At 39.4% G+C, this 18,082-nt stretch carries 12 protein-coding genes and 1 tRNA gene; 9 read left to right on the top strand and 4 right to left on the bottom strand.

What is annotated here, in order from left to right:
- Positions 1-103: 103 nt before the first annotated feature.
- From ABIB30_RS15075 to ABIB30_RS15065, 3 genes are read right to left on the bottom strand one after another with little or no spacing between them, the layout of a single operon-like run.
- Positions 104-1,153 carry a 2Fe-2S iron-sulfur cluster-binding protein gene (locus ABIB30_RS15075; RefSeq protein ID WP_354303369.1) on the bottom strand — a complete coding sequence of 350 codons (1,050 nt, stop codon included), beginning with the start codon at positions 1,151-1,153 and terminating at the stop codon, positions 104-106.
- A 38-nt stretch (positions 1,154-1,191) separates the two neighbouring features.
- Entirely contained in the window at positions 1,192-2,550 is a 1,359-nt protein-coding gene (locus ABIB30_RS15070) for a sensor histidine kinase (RefSeq protein ID WP_354303367.1), read from the bottom strand.
- 3 nt (positions 2,551-2,553) lie between these two features.
- Positions 2,554-3,924, bottom strand: a complete 1,371-nt coding sequence (locus ABIB30_RS15065) for a sigma-54-dependent transcriptional regulator (protein WP_354303365.1) — start codon at positions 3,922-3,924, stop codon at positions 2,554-2,556.
- 257 nt (positions 3,925-4,181) lie between these two features.
- On the opposite strand from ABIB30_RS15065, the gene ABIB30_RS15060 reads away from it, so the two are divergent.
- The 9 genes from ABIB30_RS15060 (at position 4,182) to ABIB30_RS15020 (ending at position 17,591) form a co-directional block, all read left to right on the top strand.
- Entirely contained in the window at positions 4,182-5,426 is a 1,245-nt protein-coding gene (locus ABIB30_RS15060; protein ID WP_354303363.1) for an efflux RND transporter periplasmic adaptor subunit, read from the top strand.
- Between the two features lie 75 nt (positions 5,427-5,501).
- Positions 5,502-6,200 (top strand): ABC transporter ATP-binding protein, encoded by a 699-nt coding sequence (locus tag ABIB30_RS15055; RefSeq protein ID WP_354303361.1) that lies wholly within the window; start codon positions 5,502-5,504, stop codon positions 6,198-6,200.
- A gap of 68 nt (positions 6,201-6,268) precedes the next feature.
- Entirely contained in the window at positions 6,269-8,641 is a 2,373-nt protein-coding gene (locus ABIB30_RS15050; RefSeq protein ID WP_354303359.1) for an ABC transporter permease, read from the top strand.
- A gap of 11 nt (positions 8,642-8,652) precedes the next feature.
- Positions 8,653-11,046: an ABC transporter permease gene (locus tag ABIB30_RS15045; protein WP_354303357.1), complete on the top strand. Its 2,394-nt coding sequence runs from the start codon at positions 8,653-8,655 to the stop codon at positions 11,044-11,046.
- 10 nt (positions 11,047-11,056) lie between these two features.
- Positions 11,057-13,450: an ABC transporter permease gene (locus ABIB30_RS15040; RefSeq protein ID WP_354303355.1), complete on the top strand. Its 2,394-nt coding sequence runs from the start codon at positions 11,057-11,059 to the stop codon at positions 13,448-13,450.
- Between the two features lie 10 nt (positions 13,451-13,460).
- Positions 13,461-15,857, top strand: coding sequence for an ABC transporter permease (locus ABIB30_RS15035; protein ID WP_354303352.1), 2,397 nt, complete (start codon positions 13,461-13,463; stop codon positions 15,855-15,857).
- Positions 15,858-15,898: 41 nt separating this feature from the next.
- Positions 15,899-16,582, top strand: coding sequence for an ABC transporter ATP-binding protein (locus ABIB30_RS15030; RefSeq protein WP_354303350.1), 684 nt, complete (start codon positions 15,899-15,901; stop codon positions 16,580-16,582).
- Positions 16,583-16,599: 17 nt separating this feature from the next.
- The gene (locus ABIB30_RS15025) at positions 16,600-17,397 is read left to right on the top strand and encodes an ABC transporter substrate-binding protein (protein ID WP_354303348.1); all 798 of its coding nucleotides are present in this window, start codon (positions 16,600-16,602) and stop codon (positions 17,395-17,397) included.
- Between the two features lie 112 nt (positions 17,398-17,509).
- A tRNA-Leu gene (locus ABIB30_RS15020) sits at positions 17,510-17,591 on the top strand.
- 267 nt (positions 17,592-17,858) lie between these two features.
- Here the strand turns inward: ABIB30_RS15020 and ABIB30_RS15015 are convergent.
- Positions 17,859-18,082, bottom strand: a 224-nt coding sequence (locus ABIB30_RS15015) for a hypothetical protein (protein ID WP_354303346.1), incomplete at its 5' end; no start/stop codon positions are given.

Raw genomic sequence — 18,082 nt, 5'->3', positions numbered from 1 at the left:
AGGCTTTAATTTCTGAATTTGATGGAATTTTGGGGCATAGAATTATAAATACCTTAGCGTAACAGGATCAGGATAGAATTTTAAGATAAATTGTGATCGTGCTTTAGATGACGATTTTAGTATTATTTTGTGTTGGATGCCCTGTACAGATCAATACTCTGCCGGCTGCTATTTCTTCGTCGGTCAGGACTTCGTTGTAGTCCATTCTGACAGCACCTTCTGTGCAGGAAGCCACGCAGGAGCTGCATATCCCGGCCCCGCAGCTGTAGGGTACGTTGATGTTGTGGGCAAGGGCCACTTCCAGGATTCTTTTATACCAGGGTACTTCTAATTGGTAAATGTTTTTATTGAATTCAAGGAGGACCGTGTAAGTGTTTTTGTCTTTGATGACCTTCTCGGTCATGTCGTCGTCCGCTTCGTCTTCGGGGATGAAGTAAGTTTCTTTTTTTATCTGATCCATACGGAAGCCTAAGCCTAACAGGGAAATGCGGCACATGACCATATAGTCAATTGGGCCGCAGGTGTAGCATAGGGCGTCGGATTGGTCGTATTGGATGTTGGAGTTGTAGAGGTCGTGGAATGCGAAGCTGTTGAGGCGTGCGAACTGCAGGTTCTTAGAGTCGCTGAACAGGTAGATCAGTTTAAAGCGTTCGGGGTAGTCTTTTTGCCATTGGTTTAGTTCTTCGTAGAAAAGGGTTGTAGTGGCGGAACGGTTACTGTAGATCAGCACTATTTTTGAGTTTTCTTCCTGGAGAAGAGCTGTTTTTAAAATGGAGTAAACAGGGGTAATGCCCACGCCGGCTGCAAAGAGGAAGACGGTACGTTTGATGGTTTGAACAGGGGTGTAGGTGAAAATTCCTGTTGGGGGCAACACGGTCAGGATATCTCCGGTGGCTGTTTTGTGGTGCAGGTATTTAGAGATTTCTCCATTTTCTACGAGTTTTACTGCGATACTGAGGGGTTCATCTATGGCGGGTGAGCTGCAGATGGAGTAGGAACGCCTGATTTCTTTGTTGTTGACCTGGAAGAGTACAGTCAGAAATTGTCCTGCCTCGTAGCTTGGCAGCAAGCCATTTACGGGTTCGAATTGAATAAAGACGTTGTTTCCGGGACGTTGTGAAATTTCAGTAATACGTAATTGCAGGGTAGTCATAGGATACAAATCTATCGATTTATTTTATAAAGGGTGGCTTAAACATAGTTGAAAACGAGGGAGAAGACGGTTTTTTCATGAGGTGTTGAACTGACTTCCAGGTTGCCATAGTGCATTTTCATGATGTTACGGGTGATGGTCAGGCCAATGCCAGAACCGTTTTTTCGGGTCGTGAAAAATGGGACAAATATTTTCTCCGCAAGATCAGGTTCTATTCCTTTACCGTTATCGGTAACGTCTATGAAGAGCTTGCTTTGTTCCAGACGGTAGTCGATTTCTATCTGGGGATGATCGATGTCTTCCAGGGCATGGATGCTGTTGGTGATCAGGTTGATTAGGGCTTGTTCTACAAGTTTCAAGTCTACGTTGATGGTGATTTTTGAAGAGGTTTGACCTACTGATAGTTTGACGTCTTTTGCAGCAGCAAAGGGCTGCATCAGAACCTGGATGTGCTGCAGGATTTCGCCTATACTATGGGATTCGAGTTCAGGGGTTGGTAATTCAGCAATTAAACGGTAGTCTTTAACAAAATCCAGCAAACCAATTGAGCGTCTTTTGATAGCTTGAATTGCGGGTTTGAGATCTTCAAGTTCCTCCTTGTTCAGGGAATCTTTGTTTGCAACCATCGTATTGACGGTATCAGAAAGAGAGCTGATGGGGGTAATGGAATTTAGGATCTCATGAGAGATAACTCCGATGAGCCTGTTCCATGCTTCTATTTCTTTTTGCTCAATTTCATCCTTGATGTTCTGGAAAGAGATGATCCTGTAATTTGTATTGTAGAGGTTGATCGGGATTACTTCGGTAGAGAGCTGGATCAGTTTGTCCTGAATTTTTAATTCAAGGAATCTCTTACCTCCTCTTTCTATGCGCTCTATTTCAGTAGCAAAAAGGGGAAGGTGCTCTTTCAGGCGATGCCAGTATTTATAGGCTGGAACTTTTAGTAAGGCTGCTGCGGCCTCATTAAAGAAGGAGATTTCAGCTTGTTCGGGTATGGTGTTGTCGTCTTTCAGTACAATCACGCCAACTGGAACTTGCTGAAGAATGGTTTTAATGAGCTGAAACATAGCATCCTGTTCCAGTTGGATGTCTTTATGCGTTTTAATGATGTCATCAAAGGAACTGTAAAGGTCAGGGAAACTGCCTTTGGTACTTTTATTTCTGAAGTTTAAGGTATGATCCCGGGTTTTTATAGCGAGTATAAAACGTTTGATATCAGCTCTGATCTGGTTGATATAATTGTAGAGCGAAACGATACTGATCAAAAAGATGCTGGAGACACCAGCAATGGTAAACCAGAGCTGGGTTTTGAGCACCAGGTAAGCCAGCAGCAAAGCCAGTGAGTTGATCAGTAAAAGGCTAAAAAGGAGCCTGAAAGTAAAACGTTGATAAAACATAAGCTATAATCCGAATTTTTCTATCCTGCGGTACAGGGCTGCACGGGTCAGACCAAGCTCAGCCGCCGCACGGGATATATTTCCTTTGTGGTTTTCTATTGCCTTTTGCACCATCATCTTCTCCATTTCTTCCAGATCGAGTGTTTGTGGTATTGATGCAGTGCCACCAAACCTTTGTGGGCTCAATTGCAAATCCTGCTCGGTAATTTCTTTCCCATCTGCCATAATAATAGCCCGTTCAATCACATGCTGCAATTCACGGACATTCCCCGGCCAATGATAGTTTAATAAAGTCTTCTCAGCCTTTTCGGTGATGTTGGTGATACTTTTATGATACTTAGTACTGAATGTGTGTAAAAAATGATTAGCGAGCTGTATGATGTCTTCTGCACGTTTGTGCAGAGGAGGAAGTTCCAATTCTACAGTATTAATCCGGAAAAGTAAATCCTGACGGAATGTGCCCTTGGCAACCATCTCATTCAAAGGCATATTGGTGGCTGTAATTAGTCTTACATTCACTTTACGATCTTTACTCTCTCCCAAACGCGTTACAGTCCGGTTCTGCAGCACAGTGAGCAGTTTGGATTGTAGAGGAAGCGAAAGGTTACCGATCTCATCCAGGAATATGGTTCCGTTATCAGCAAGTTCGAATCTTCCCGGCCGGTCATCCCGGGCATCGGTAAAGGCACCTTTAGCATAACCGAACAGTTCACTTTCAAAGAGGTTCTCATTTAAGGAACCCAGATCGACATGCATAAAAATGTGGTTTTTTCTTAGCGAATGTTTATGGATTTCGTAGGCGAAAACCTGTTTTCCAGTGCCGTTTTCTCCAAGGATCAATACGTTGGCATCAGTTGGGGCTACCTTAATTAAAGTGTTTTGTAAATGCTTGATAGGCTCAGAAGTGCCGATGATATGCTCAAATTTGCGCGCCTGATCAGTTTGAATCGAGGTATTGATCTTCTCTAGTTTTTTAACTTTTTTAGTGGATTGTCTTAGTTTAGAAGCAGCGGAAAGCGTTGCGTAGAGCTTTTCATTTTCCCAGGGTTTAAGGATAAAATCAGTTGCCCCTTTTTTGATGGCCTGTACAGCCAATTCTACATTTCCATAGGCAGTCATTAAAATAACTACATAGTCTTTATCAATAGATAAGATGTGTTCTAACCAATAAAGTCCTTCCCGGCCATTGCTTGCCCCTTTTTGGTAGTTCATATCCAGCAGAATGATATCTATTTCGTTATGGCTCAGTAGAACATTGATTTCCTTTGGTGATTTGCAAGTGACAACCTGATTGAAATGCTGCTTTAAAAATAGCTTTGCACTTAATAGAATATCATCGTCATCATCGATTACTAAAACGTTTGCTTCTGTCATTTTGTGAATTTTTAGGCAGCAACCAAGCTTTGTGATCCGGTCAGTTTAACTAGCTGCTGAACAAAAATAGTGGAATTGTCCGTTGCTGTACAACAGGTGTCCGATAATGAACGGTATATTTCTGTTTAAATGTGTTAAGTGTTTGGTATTTAGATTGTTAAATGTTTTTTTTTGCTTTGGCATATCCTTAGCTTAAGGCCAGATAGATATTACAATAGTTATCATGGATAAGATCATCGAATATTACAATAGTTATCATGGATAAGATCATCGAAAAAAAGAGATTCAGTACCAAAAAGATATTAATGCTTACGGGGGGGCTTTTGTTAGCCGGATTGGTGGCCTATGGATATAAATTATCATTGAATAAAGTTTATAAAGCTGATGCAGATAAACTGACTATCAGTAAAGTTAAATATGGTGATTTTGAGGATGTAGTTTTACTGAATGCTAGTGTTGTACCCTTAACTTCAGTAATCGTGAGCTCTCCGGAAGGTGGAACAGTGGCCGAAATTTTCACAGAGAATGGGGCTAGTGTGGTCAAAGGCACTCCGCTGTTAAGAATTGCTAATCCAAATGCACTTTCTAACTATACTTCTAGCGAAACCAGCATTATAGAACAGATCAATCAATTGCGTAAAGTGCGTCTGGATCTGGAACAAAATCAAAGGGTAATGGCTCAGGATATGATGGTGATCGAGAATACACTGAGAACCGCTGGCCGGAAATATAAAATTGATAGTGCACTGTTTTTGAATAAAGTAATTACCAGGGAAGAGTTTAATACTTCGAGCCAGGATTATGAATATAATAAGGGTAGAAAAGCGATTTTAAAACAGGCAGTTAAGCAGGAAAACCAGAGCAGGACAATGCAGTTGCAGCAAATTGATGTTTCTGTAACCAGAATGAATGAGAGCTTGGAAACTATCCGCAAAAATATAGAGAATATGACTATTAAAGCACCTGTTTCCGGAAGGTTGTCTTCTTATGATCCGGTGATTGGTAAATCTTATACCGCTAATGAGATGCTTGGAAAGATTGATGTGATGCAGGGTTATAAGTTGCAGGCCGGTGTGGACGAATATTATATTAACCGGGTAAAAGAAGGGCAATCTGCTAATTGTGAATTTAATGGGAAAACTTATCGTCTTACAGTCAGAAAGGTAATTCCTGAAGTCACAGCCGGACAGTTCCAGGTGGAATTAGTTTTTGAAGGGAAATCACCAGATGAGTTAAGAAGAGGATTATCTTTACAAGTAAAACTTACGCTTTCTGATAACAGTAAATCTCTGCTATTGGCACAGGGACAGTTCTTTCAAAGTACCGGAGGATCATGGGTATTTGTGCTGAAGGATGGGAAAGCCCAAAAAAGAAACGTAAAAATAGGCCGTAAAAATTACTTGTACTATGAGATCATGGAAGGGTTGCAGAAAAATGAAGAAGTCATTACTTCCTCTTATGATCAATTCAATCAATATGATATTGTAGAGGTCAGTAAGTAATCAGATAACAATAGCGTAATCAAATAATTAAAACGTCAATTCATAAAAAGACATAAAAATATAAATCATCATATCATGATAAAAATTGAGAACCTGGAAAAAGTATACAAAACGGAAGAAGTAGAAACGACCGCCTTGAATGGAATCAATATGCACGTCAAATCAGGAGAGTTTGTCTCTATTATGGGCCCCTCAGGTTGTGGAAAATCTACTTTACTGAATGTAATGGGGCTTCTGGATAAACCTGAAAGCGGCAGTTATAAATTTCTGGAAACAGAACTGCTGACTATGAATGATAAAGAACGCTCCAATTTTCGCAAAAGAAATATGGGTTTTGTATTCCAGAACTTCAACCTGATTGATGAACTCACTGTATTTGAAAATATAGAGTTACCCCTGATTTATAATAAAGTTGCTGCTCCTGAGCGTAAACGCCTGGTGAATGAGATGATCGAAAGAATGAATATTGTGAACCGCAGTGGTCATTTTCCTCAGCAGTTATCCGGAGGTCAGCAGCAGCGTGTTGCCGTAGCAAGAGCTTTAGTTACTAAACCAAAATTGGTACTGGCAGATGAGCCTACGGGTAACCTGGACAGTTCTCATGGTAATGAGGTTATGGAACTGCTTTGCGAACTGAATGAACAAGGGACTACCATTGTGATGGTGACCCACTCTTCGCATGACGCTAGCTTCTCTAACCGGATTATTAACCTGAAAGATGGACATGTAATTTCAGAAAAACTAAATAAAGCAAGGTCTGAAGAGCTTATTTAAGCAACGTTTTCATTTAAAAAGCGTCAACCTGTAACGAGAACCGCCAGTGTAAACCTGAACCACCGACTATGTTTAAACTCAATTTGAAAATAACCTTAAGGAATCTCTGGAGAAATAAAACCTCCTCATTAATCAACATCAGCGGATTAGCCATTGGCCTTGCTTCCTGTTTGTTGCTGATGCTGTACGTTTCTTACGAAATGAGTTATGATAATCAGGGAAAGGATGCCGGGCATGTTTATAAATTGATGACGAATTTTCTGGACATTCATAGAAAGATAGAATCAACAGGAGATCTAACGGGAAATATGATAGGACCAGCGTTGAAGGAAAATTATCCTGCTGTGAAAGCCATGAGCCGTTACGAAGGGGGAGAACCGAAATTAATTGCTAATGGAACGAAAAGTTTTAAAAAAAGTGGCCGCTTTGCGGATGCAGATATACTGAATGTATTTGACTATACTTTTATTTCTGGTGATCAGAAAACCGCCCTGGATGAACCTGATAACGTAATCGTAACCGAAACTACTGCCAGGTTATTGTTCGGTACAACAGATGTACTCAATAAAACAGTTCGTTTTGAGGATAAACTTAACCTTAAAATTACGGGTGTGGTTAAAGATATGCCTGGTAATACTTCTGTATATTTTGACTTTCTGATGCCCTGGTCACTTTATGAAGCCCAACTTAATTGGGTGAAACAGCCAATGTGGACTAATTTCAACTGGTCAACAGTAGTCAGGCTTGATCCATCAACTGATGTTGAACAGTTTAATAAACAGATCAAGGGGCTTATGGAGAAAAACCGTCCTGATGCCAGGGCCTCTGTATTCGTTTATCCGTTAAGTAAACTTCATCTCAATGGTAGCTTTGTCAATGGAAAATGTGTGGGAGGGAAAATTGAACAGGTACGTTTATTTATGGGACTGGGTATAGGGATCCTGCTGATAGCCTGTGTTAATTTTATGAATATGGCTACTGCAAAATCTGAACGCAGAGCCAAAGAAGTCGGAATTAAAAAAACTATTGGTGCAACAAGGCGAAGCCTGATCAGCCAGTTTCTGATGGAATCATTGGTGTTGACCCTTTGTAGTGCAATTATGGCTATTGTCATTATTGAGCTGGCATTACCTTTATTTAATAATTTATTAGGTATTGAATTGGGGATCAGTTATTCAAATACGGAGATATGGGCTGGCTTGATTTCGGTAGTTTTGCTAACCGGTTTGATTGCCGGAAGTTATCCTGCGTTCTATTTGTCTTCCTTTAGTCCAGTGCAAATCCTCCGGAAAAAAGGAGGTAAAAGCCAGGGACAATTCATTAGTCTCCGGCAGTTATTAGTAATCGGACAATTCAGTTTTGCTGTGATATTGATTATTGCAACAACAGTGATCTATCAGCAGATACAATATATTAAAAACAGGCCGGTAGGTTACAAAGTCAATGAGCTGGTAGAAATGCAGCAGGATGGTAATTTGGTTAACAAATTTGAGGTATTGAAAGCTAAATTGTTGCAATCCGGAGCGATCACAGCACTGGCACAATCTTCAACCAGTATGACCATAGATGGTTCAAATTTTACCGGAATGCAATGGCCTGGATCTACTCATGCTGATGAGCTGTTCACTTTTAACCAAATCGCCACAACTTATAATTTTATTAAAACTACAGGTGTGAAATTGCTGGAAGGAAGAGAGTTCTCGCCGCATTTTGCATCTGATAGTGCAGCTGTCATGGTAAGCCGCTCAGCAGTGAAACGGATGAATTTGATTAATCCTGTGGGGCAGATTGTTGTTTATCATGGAGAGAAGCGGACTATCGTGGGTGTATTTGATGATTTCATCTGGGGTTCACCTGCTCAAATTGACCGGCCTATGGTCATTGGATTTTATCAGGGCTGGGGAGGAACGGTTATTATGCGGTTAAATCCGGCAAACACTCCTGTGGCTAATCTGGCACTTATTGAGAAGATTACTAAAGAGATAAATCCAGCATATCCTGTTCAGGTTAATTATGTAGATCGATTATATGCAGGTAAATTGAATGCACAAAGGGTGTTAGGTATATTGTCTAATCTTTTTGGCGGGCTGGCTATTTTTATCTCCTGTCTTGGTTTATTTGGACTCGCTGCCTTCAGTGCGGAACAAAGGACAAAAGAGATTGGGGTTAGAAAGGTATTAGGTGCTTCAGTGGTACATCTAATGCAATTACTTTCTTTAAATTTTCTTAAAATGGTGCTGATCGCTATTGTAATCGGTGTTCCTATTGCGAATTATATCATGAATGGCTGGCTGAGGAATTTTGAAATTCATACAACCATCAACTGGATGGTTATTGTACTGGTAGCCGCAGGCACTTTAGGGATTGCACTGGTTACCGTAAGTCTTCAAACTTACAGGGCCGCAAAAACAAATCCAGTTCAGGCTTTAAAATACGAATAATCGATACGATCATGTTCAGACTCAATCTTAAAATTGCCTTCAGGAACCTTTGGAAAAACAAGAGTTATACTTTGATTAATATAGCTGGCTTATCTATTGGTATGGCTGGCTGTATTCTGATCTTTTTATTTATAAGTTATCAATTAAGCTTTGATCAGCGATATAAAAATAAAGATAGAATCTATAGAGTAGTGAGCCACGCGTATTATGCAGGTGGTGAAGAATTTGATCGTGGAGTTCCCTTGCCTTTAGCTCCTGCTATGCGTAATGATTTTGGAATGTTGGAACAGGTCGCTGCTTTGGAGGGAAGCTGGGGAATGATTAAAGTCAAAGATTCCAAAGGAAATGTGAAAATTAAAATTCAGGATAAAGCATTTTATGTAGCGCCTGATTTTTTCAGAATATTTGATTACGAGTGGTTGCAGGGAAATCCGGAGCAGGCTTTAAAAGAGCCAAATACTGTGGCACTTTCAAAAGAGACTGCTGAACGTTTTTTTGGTGACTGGCATCAGGCCGTTGGTCAAACTATCAATTATCAGAATAATAAAGATCTAAGAGTCACAGGTGTATTTGCTGATATGCCAGAAAATAATAGTAACGTGATCAAGATTGCAATTTCTTATGTAAGCTTTGAAAATAGAAATCAAAAAAAATGGGGTTCAATATCTTCAAGTTCAGAGTGTTATGTTTTACTTAAACCAGGTGTAACAATTGCTGACTTAGAGCGTCCAAAAGCTTTATTCCTAAAAAAATACTATGTCGAAAAGACAATTGCTAAACCGGATCATCTTTTCCAGCCGCTTGATGAAATCCATATAGATGAACGTTTCAGTAACTTTTCTGGTAAAATAACCAGTAAAAGTGAACTGTTTGGCCTTACAGCGATTGGTGTGTTGCTGCTAATTACCGCATGCATCAACTTTATAAACCTGGCTACTGCACAAGCGGTTGGGAGGTCTAAAGAAGTTGGTGTACGCAAGGTAATGGGAAGTGGTAAAAAACAGCTCATGATCCAGTTTTTAACCGAAACAATGCTGCTGACCTTCGTCGCGTTGTTATTGGCCTGTGCAATTACGGAAATTGCTCTGCCAGGCATGTCTGCCTTGTTTAATGAAAAAATAACTTTTAACCTGCTGGAGCGCCCGGTCATTTTTGTATTTATTACCTGTATGGTGTTGTTTGCAGGTTTTTTATCCGGCTTTTATCCTGCAATGGTCATGTCTGGATTTAGTCCGGCGCTGGCTATTAAAAACAAAGTGAATATTGGTCATGGTGGTGGATTGCTACGCAAGGTGCTTGTTGTTGTTCAATTTGCCATCACAATTGTATTGGTCACTGGTACATTGGTCATCCTGATGCAAATGAAATTTATGAGAGAAAAGCCTCTTGGATTTAATTCTTCAGCAGTAGCTTTAGTTACCATTCCTACTGACAGTGTAAGCAGACAGAAATTTGAGATTTTAAAGAACAGGGTTAAAGGCGAACCAGGTGTATTAGCTGTTAGTTTGTGCAATAATGGCCCTAGTGCTGATGATAATACAAACAACGCATTTGCTTTCGATGGAACAAAAGAGGCTGATTTTCAAGCTAACACCAAAATTGTAGATGAAGATTATTTGAAGACATTTGGTTTGCAGCTTGTGGCGGGAAGATACCTGAGTCAGCGTAAAAGCGACACCATCCATGAATTTGTGGTGAATGAAACTTTATTGAGGAAATTAAATGTTATCCATCCTCAGGATGCAATTGGAAAGAAAATTCTGTTTGGAGGGCTAAGTATTCCTGTCGTTGGGGTAGTGAAAGACTTTAATAATCTGAATCTGAGAGCTTCAATTTCTCCGATAATTATGGGTACCCGCAATGATCGTTTCGAGATTATGGCGGTGAAAATGAACGTAAATCAAATTCCGGATGTGATGAGAAATGTAGAGAAAATCTGGTATGAATATTATCCGGATCATGTCTATTCTTCTGATTTTATGGATGATAAAATCAATAAATATTATGAAAGTGAGCAAGTAATGGGTACACTCTTCAACGTATTTGCGCTGGTGATCATCTTTATTTCTTTCATTGGTTTATTTGGCCTGATCTCTTTCGTTGCAACACAAAGAACCAAAGAAATGGCTATTCGTAAAGTTTTGGGGGCAACTGTCTTTGAATTAGTCAGTATGCTGAATATGACTTTTGTCTTCCTGATTTTAATAGCCAACCTGATCGCATGGCCGGTAGCTTATATTTTTATCCAGAAATGGTTATCCGGTTATGCTTATCGTATAGAACTTAGTATCTGGCCATTTGCAGCGGCGATGTTTATCTCCTTGATGATTACACTGGTAACGGTAAGTTTCCGCTCTTATAAAACAGCAAAAACTAATCCGGTAGACGCACTTAAATACGAATAAATAACGCAGGATGTTTAGACTCAATCTCAAAATTGCATTAAGAAATCTCTGGAAAAATAAAGGATATACCTTTATCAATATTGCAGGCTTATCTATAGGTATGGCCAGCTGTATCCTCATTTTTATCTTTATCAGATATCAATTGAGTTTTGATCAGCAATTCGTCAATAAAGACAGGATTTACAGAGTAGTTTCTTATTGGAAGTCTGCAGATAAGGAGGAATTTCAAAGTGGTGTTCCAAGGCCTTTGGCTGCGGCCATGCGGAATGATTTTGGGATGCTGGATGAAGTTGCTGCATTACAGCGCAGTGGCGGAATTATAAAAATAAAAGATCAATCAGGTAATTTAAGGTTGAAAATAGCAGAAGATGTGTTTTATATTGAGCCTGGTTTTTTTAAAATATTTGATTATCCCTGGCTGGAAGGAAACCCACAGCAAGCTTTGCTACAACCAAATACTGTTGCGCTTTCTCAGAAAATGGCTTCAATATTTTTTGGTGATTGGCATAAAGCAGTGGGCCAGACTTTTCAATATCGGGACAAGATCCTGAAGGTAACTGGTGTATTTGCAGATATTCCTGAAAACAGCAGTAATCCTATCAATATCGCAATAGCCTATGCAGGATATGAAAATAAAGATATGAAAGCGTGGTATACGGTATCTTCAAGTTCGGAAGTTTATGTTTTGTTGAAAAAAGGGGTAGATATTGCTGATCTTGAAGGGACTAAAAATGCCTTTCTTAAAAAATATTATACAGATAAAGAATCAAATGGTAAAGAAGATCATTTTTTTCAACCGCTGGCTGAGCTGCATAAAGATGCAAACTATGGCAACTTTTCCAGGAAAATAATAGAGAAAAGTCAGTTGAAAGGCTTAATTGCTATTGGTGTATTTTTACTCCTTACTGCTTGTATCAATTTTATTAACCTGTCCACTGCACAAGCAATAAGCCGATCTAAAGAGATAGGGGTGCGTAAAGTGATGGGGGGCAGACGAAAGCAGCTGATGGTGCAATTTCTGACGGAAACATTGACAATTACCATTTTATCTTTATTGATTGCATGCGTATTGACAGAGGCCGCTTTACCTGCTATGATCGCATTGTTCAGAGAAAATATCTCTTTTAGTATTTTGGATCATCCGGTAATTTTTGTGTTCATGATAGGGCTTGTACTGCTGGTTAGCCTGGTCGCTGGTTTTTATCCGGCGATGGTGATGTCAGGTTTTAATCCTATCCTGGCTATCAAGAATAAAGTTAACTTAAGTAATTCAGGGGGCGTCGTTTTACGCAAGGTGTTGGTGGTGATGCAGTTTACACTCACTATTGTCCTGATGACAGGAACGTTTATCATCATCAAACAGATGACGTATATGCGTGAAAAGCCATTGGGATTTAATCCTTCGGCAATTGCTATGGTAGATATACCTGGGGATAGTCTCAGCAGGCTAAAGTATGGTCTGTTGAAAACAAGAATATTGAATGTGACTGGTGTGCGTTTTGCAAGTTTATGCAGCAACGGCCCTTCCTCAATGGATGTTGACGATATTAATTTTTCTTATAATGGAAAGAAACCAGGTTTTCATGTGGGGAGTAAATATGCAGATGCTGATTATTTTAAAGCATTTGGCTTAAAGGTGATTGCAGGAAAGAGCTTTTCCCAAAATGATAGTTTGAAGGAGTACATTGTGAATGAGACTTTCCTGAAAAAATTAAATATAGTGCGTCCAGAAGATGCGATCGGACAAAAAGTTACTTTGGGCGGAAGTTCAGATCAGATCTCAATCGTTGGCGTTGTGAAAGATTTTAACAATACAAATTTAAGAGAAGCAATTTCGCCGATTTTGTTCCATAAAGATCCCAGGAAAGCTACTGTGATTGCTGTCAAAGTGAATTCGCAAAATATTCCTGCAACGATGAAAAACATTGAATCTATATGGAATTCTATTTATCCGGATCAGGTGTATGGGACCACTTTTATGGAAGAAAAAATCAATAAATATTATGAGAGTGAGCGGGTAATGGGGACGCTGTTTAAGGCATTTGCATTTGTCATCGTATTTATATCTTTTATTGGTCTGTTCGGATTGATTTCTTTTGTGGCTACACAAAGAACAAAAGAGATGGCGATACGAAAGGTTTTAGGCGCAAGTACATTAGAGCTGATTAATATGCTGAATTTTTCTTTTATGATGCTGGTACTTTTGGCTAACCTGATTGCCTGGCCAATTGCATATCTTTTGATAGATAAATGGTTGTCTGGTTATGCTTACAGGATTGAATTAAATAGCTGGCCCTTTTTAATTGTCACCTCTATTTCAATGGTGGCAACCTTGCTAACGGTGAGCTTTCGCTCTTTCAGTGTGGCAAGAACAAACCCGATAAATGCATTAAAAGATGAATAATTAAAGGAATATGATTAAGCTCAACTTCAAAATTGCCTTACGCAACTTGTGGAAGTATAAGACCTATACTTTGATAAATATTGCCGGCCTTACATTGGGAATGGTGTGCTGTATCCTGATTTTTATTTTTATCCGGTATCAGCTTAGTTTTGATAGCCAGTTTAAATACAGCGATCGTATTTACAGGGTAGTCACTAACTGGAGAATGGCTGCTGGAACCAATGCCTCGCAAGGTGTGCCTATTCCGCTGGTGAATGCCATACCGCAGGATTTCCCACAGGTAGAGAAAGCTGCGGCGATCCAGAGTTATTATGGGATGATCAGCATGAATGGTCTTTCAGGTAAACCTGGTTTTAAAGAGACATCCCGCATGTTTTATGCACAACCTGCATTTTTTGAAATCTTTAATTTCACCTGGCTTGCAGGCAATCCTCAACAAGCATTAAGCCAGCCGAACACGGTAGTGTTATCTGATGATAAAGCAATTCAATATTTTGGAGATTGGCGTAAGGCTGCAGGGAAATCCATCCGGTTGAACAATAAAACAGATTTAAAGGTAACAGGTGTATTCAAAGCGCTTTCTGAAAATACAAGTTTGCCACTTCATGTGGTTTTAAGCTATGCGACCTTTCCGGATAAAAATGATAATAACTGGGGATATGTAGTTTCTTATTCTGAATGCTATTTTCTACTGAAAAAAGGAGTTGGAATCCATGATTTAGATGCTTCCTTAGCTGCGTTCAATCATAAACACTATAATAAAACAGACAAACAAGGACAGCAGTATCATTCATTCCAACCATTGAAAGACATACATCACAATGTGCTTTATGGGAATTTTGCCTATAAGACGATGGAAAAGAAGGAAATTTATGGTCTGGTGATTATTGGTGTTTTTCTATTACTCACTGCTTGCATTAACTTTATTAATATATCGACTGCACAAGCCGTAAGCCGGTCAAAAGAAGTTGGTATCCGTAAAGTAATGGGTGGCGGACGCAAACAGCTTATGTTCCAGTTTTTAGCAGAAACACTAACGCTCAGTATCATCGCTTTATTGATTGCTTGCGTGTTGACAGAAATTACAATTCCTTATTTACAGCATCTTTTTGATGTACCTATTTCTTTCAGTCTGTTTGAACACCCGGTAATCTTTGTTTTTCTGGCTGGGCTGGTTTTTACAGTAGGTTTGCTTGCTGGTTTCTATCCTGCAATGGTTATGTCGGGATTTAGTCCTGCATTAGCTATTAAGAACAAAACAGCTTCTAATCAGGCTGGCGGGTTAGGACTGCGCAGAATTCTGGTTGTTATCCAGTTTACAATTACGGTTGTGCTGATTATTTCTACACTGGTGGTTTTAAAGCAAATGAGCTATATGCGGCAAAAGCCATTAGGTTTTAATCCCGATACGGTTGCCATGATTCGTTTACCAAATGATAGTCGTCAGAACCAGCTAAAACAAAATCAACTCAGAGAACGGATATTAATGATACCTGGTGTCAGCCAGGTTAGCCTTTGCGACATGGCTCCTTCTTCAACTATGGTGAATGAAAGTAAATTTTCCATTAACGGAATTCTGGTTAAAGATTTCGAAGTGCGGGTATTACATGCTGACCAGGCTTATTTTGAAACTTTTAATCTGAAGATGATTGACGGAAAGATCTTATCAAAAAGTGATACAGTTAATTCATATGTTGTGAATGAAACCTTTCTGAAGAAGATGAATATTGCAAGCCCGCAACTTGCGCTTGGTAAATTAATCCGTATTGATAACCATGAGGCCAGAATAACAGGGGTGGTGAAGGATTTTAATGATAAGTCTTTGCATCAGGAAATTTCTCCGCTTGCACTTTCTTCCGACAAAAGTCTGTACACAAATCTGGCTATTAAAATGGAACGGAAAAATTTGCTGGAGTCCATGAAACAAGTGGAACGTTTATGGGATATTACTTTTCCGCAAGAGGTTTACGAAACCGGGTTTGTTAGTGACGACTTAAACAGATACTATCAAACGGAGAAAGTAATGAGTGTCTTGTTTCAAAATTTTTCAGTGTTGATTATCTTCATTTCATTTATCGGTTTATTTGGCCTGATATCTTTTGTAGCCTCGCAGCGTACGCGTGAAGTGGCGATCAGAAAAGTTTTAGGTGCTACAAATTTTGAACTGGTTAAGTTGCTGAATGGTTCATTTTTACTACTGGTATTTTTGTCGAATTTAGTCGCATGGCCAATTGCTTATCTCTTTATCAGCAGTTGGCTGGCTGGTTATGCTTACCGGATTGAACTGGATATATGGCCTTTTGCAATTGCGATGTTTACCTCGATGGGCATTACCTTACTAACGGTGAGTTTCCGTTCTTTCAGCGCTGCCAGGATGAGCCCGGTAGCTGCATTGAAAGACGAATAAACAAATTGAATTAACTGATTAAACCTTATATTTATCAAAACATGATACAATTACAGAATATAGAAAAATACTACGCAAACAAAGGACTGAAAAGCTATATCCTCAGACATGTGAGCACAACCATTCAACAAGGTGAATTTGTCTCGATTATGGGGCCTTCTGGTGCAGGAAAATCTACTTTACTGAATATATTGGGAATGCTGGAAGAACCTACTTATGGAAGTTATGAGTTTATGGGCGAAAATGTAGTTTCCCTGAATGAGCGCAAAAGGATTGAGCTTTACAGAAATCATATCGGGTTTGTTTTCCAGGCTTATCATTTGATAGATGAGATGACTGTTGCCGAGAATATTGAAGCGCCCTTACTTTATAAAAAGGTAGGTAGCGCAGAGCGTAAAAGTCGTGTAGCAGAAATGCTTGATCGTTTTAATATGGTAGCTAAAAAAGATCTTTTTCCTAATCAGTTATCCGGCGGTCAGCAGCAGTTGGTGGGTATTGCAAGGGCTTTAGCGGCGCAACCATTGCTTATCCTGGCAGATGAGCCAACTGGAAATTTGCAGTCGGCACAGGCTTTGCAAATCATGGATCTTTTCAAAAAACTGAATGAAGAAGAAAATATTACTATTATCCAGGTAACGCACTCTGAAATCAATGCTGGCTATGGTACACGTATTTTACATTTGCTTGATGGAGTAATCAGTGAGGATCTTCAGGTGGTGGTATAAAAAAGTATCTTTGTTCCATGTTACGTCAGTTTACCGATCAGCTTGATCAGACTATTACGATTAATTATCCTCCAAAACGGATCATTTCTATTGTGCCTTCCCAAACCGAATTATTGTTTGAATTGGGCCTGAATGAAGAAGTCGTCGGGCTGACCAGGTTTTGCATTTATCCTGCGCAGCAGTTTAAAGCTAAGACTAAAGTAGGAGGGACGAAGAAACTTAATATTGAGTTGATCAGAAGTCTGAAGCCTGATTTAATAATTGGCAACAAGGAAGAAAATACGCAAGAAGATATAGAATTGCTGCGGAAAGAGTTTCCGGTATGGATGAGCGATATTTTTACGTTGGAAGACGCCATGAAAACCATTACGCAGATTGCAGAACTGGTAGACAGGCAACCTGAAGCAGCTTACTTAAATTATCTGATCAACGCGGGGTTTACAGATCTGCAAACTTTAGCTTTACAGCAGGGGATAGATAAAAAAGTCGCTTACCTGATCTGGAAGGGGCCGTATATGCTGGCTGGAAGAAATACTTTTATTAATGATGTTTTGGTTAAAAACGGACTGACTAACGTAATTAAAGCAGATCGTTACCCTGAAATTGAGCTTCAGGAGCTGGCTGCATTAAAGCCGGAACTGGTTTTACTCTCTTCAGAGCCATATCCTTTCCGGGAAAAGCATATTGAAGAATTGAAAATGGCTATTCCAGGTGCTAAAGTAATGTTAGTAGACGGAGAAATGTTCTCCTGGTATGGTAGCAGATTAGTCAAAGCGGTTCAATATTTATTTCAGTTGCAAAAAGAATTAAAATAAATTCGCTTAAAATGAATGTGTTAGCTGTTTACAGGTGAAATAAATGCAAAAGGTTTTTGATAATTGATAACTATCTCTATCTTTGCAGTCCAAACAAAAACAATTCCTAACTGCGGATGTGGCGTAATTGGTAGCCGCACCAGACTTAGGATCTGGCGCTTCACGGCGTGGGGGTTCGAGTCCCTTCATCCGCACAATAATGGTGATAGATTTAATTATCTGTCACCATTTTTATTTTAAGGGGTTTTTATTTGTAATTTATTTGCAGCTAGTCTGATAAATTGGATCAATGCCAAATTTGGTATCAAGTCATCAATTTGTGGATCAGGGATTAAATTTCAAGTTTTGGTTTGATATTTTTCGAGTTCAAAGCAGCTGGTTACGCTTCTTTACCAAGCTAATTACTTCCTGATTTTATAGTTCAATTTATCCTTATTAAACGCTCCTGATTACTTTTTTGATCAGAGATCGGCCAGCGCTTCAGCGGAATTCTCAGGGGGAGGAAAGATCCTGATTTTTCCAGGCTTGCTACTTTTACGAAAGTTCTCTGATGCCTTTCGGTTTCCCATTGATTGTTTCCTTATGCCCAGTACAGAACTTTTGAAACAACCTGTACTCCAAACTGCTGCTTTAAAAATGAAATCGCCCAGGATTCCCTTTGAAAATTTACCCGTTAAACTTCCCA

This window comes from Pedobacter sp. UYP1 (genome assembly GCF_040547305.1).
In the GTDB taxonomy this organism is placed as follows: domain Bacteria; phylum Bacteroidota; class Bacteroidia; order Sphingobacteriales; family Sphingobacteriaceae; genus Pedobacter.
The sequence above is the reverse complement of the archived record's forward strand: the minus strand, read 5'-3'. Positions and strand labels throughout refer to the sequence as shown.

Bases quoted from the DNA above. Each gene is read 5' to 3' on its own strand.
- ABIB30_RS15075 (WP_354303369.1), bottom strand. From the start codon at position 1,153: ATGACTACCCTGCAATTACGTATTACTGAAATTTCACAACGTCCCGGA.
- ABIB30_RS15070 (WP_354303367.1), bottom strand. From the start codon at position 2,550: ATGTTTTATCAACGTTTTACTTTCAGGCTCCTTTTTAGCCTTTTACTG.
- ABIB30_RS15065 (WP_354303365.1), bottom strand. From the start codon at position 3,924: ATGACAGAAGCAAACGTTTTAGTAATCGATGATGACGATGATATTCTA.
- ABIB30_RS15060 (WP_354303363.1), top strand. From the start codon at position 4,182: ATGGATAAGATCATCGAAAAAAAGAGATTCAGTACCAAAAAGATATTA.
- ABIB30_RS15055 (WP_354303361.1), top strand. From the start codon at position 5,502: ATGATAAAAATTGAGAACCTGGAAAAAGTATACAAAACGGAAGAAGTA.
- ABIB30_RS15050 (WP_354303359.1), top strand. From the start codon at position 6,269: ATGTTTAAACTCAATTTGAAAATAACCTTAAGGAATCTCTGGAGAAAT.
- ABIB30_RS15045 (WP_354303357.1), top strand. From the start codon at position 8,653: ATGTTCAGACTCAATCTTAAAATTGCCTTCAGGAACCTTTGGAAAAAC.
- ABIB30_RS15040 (WP_354303355.1), top strand. From the start codon at position 11,057: ATGTTTAGACTCAATCTCAAAATTGCATTAAGAAATCTCTGGAAAAAT.
- ABIB30_RS15035 (WP_354303352.1), top strand. From the start codon at position 13,461: ATGATTAAGCTCAACTTCAAAATTGCCTTACGCAACTTGTGGAAGTAT.
- ABIB30_RS15030 (WP_354303350.1), top strand. From the start codon at position 15,899: ATGATACAATTACAGAATATAGAAAAATACTACGCAAACAAAGGACTG.
- ABIB30_RS15025 (WP_354303348.1), top strand. From the start codon at position 16,600: ATGTTACGTCAGTTTACCGATCAGCTTGATCAGACTATTACGATTAAT.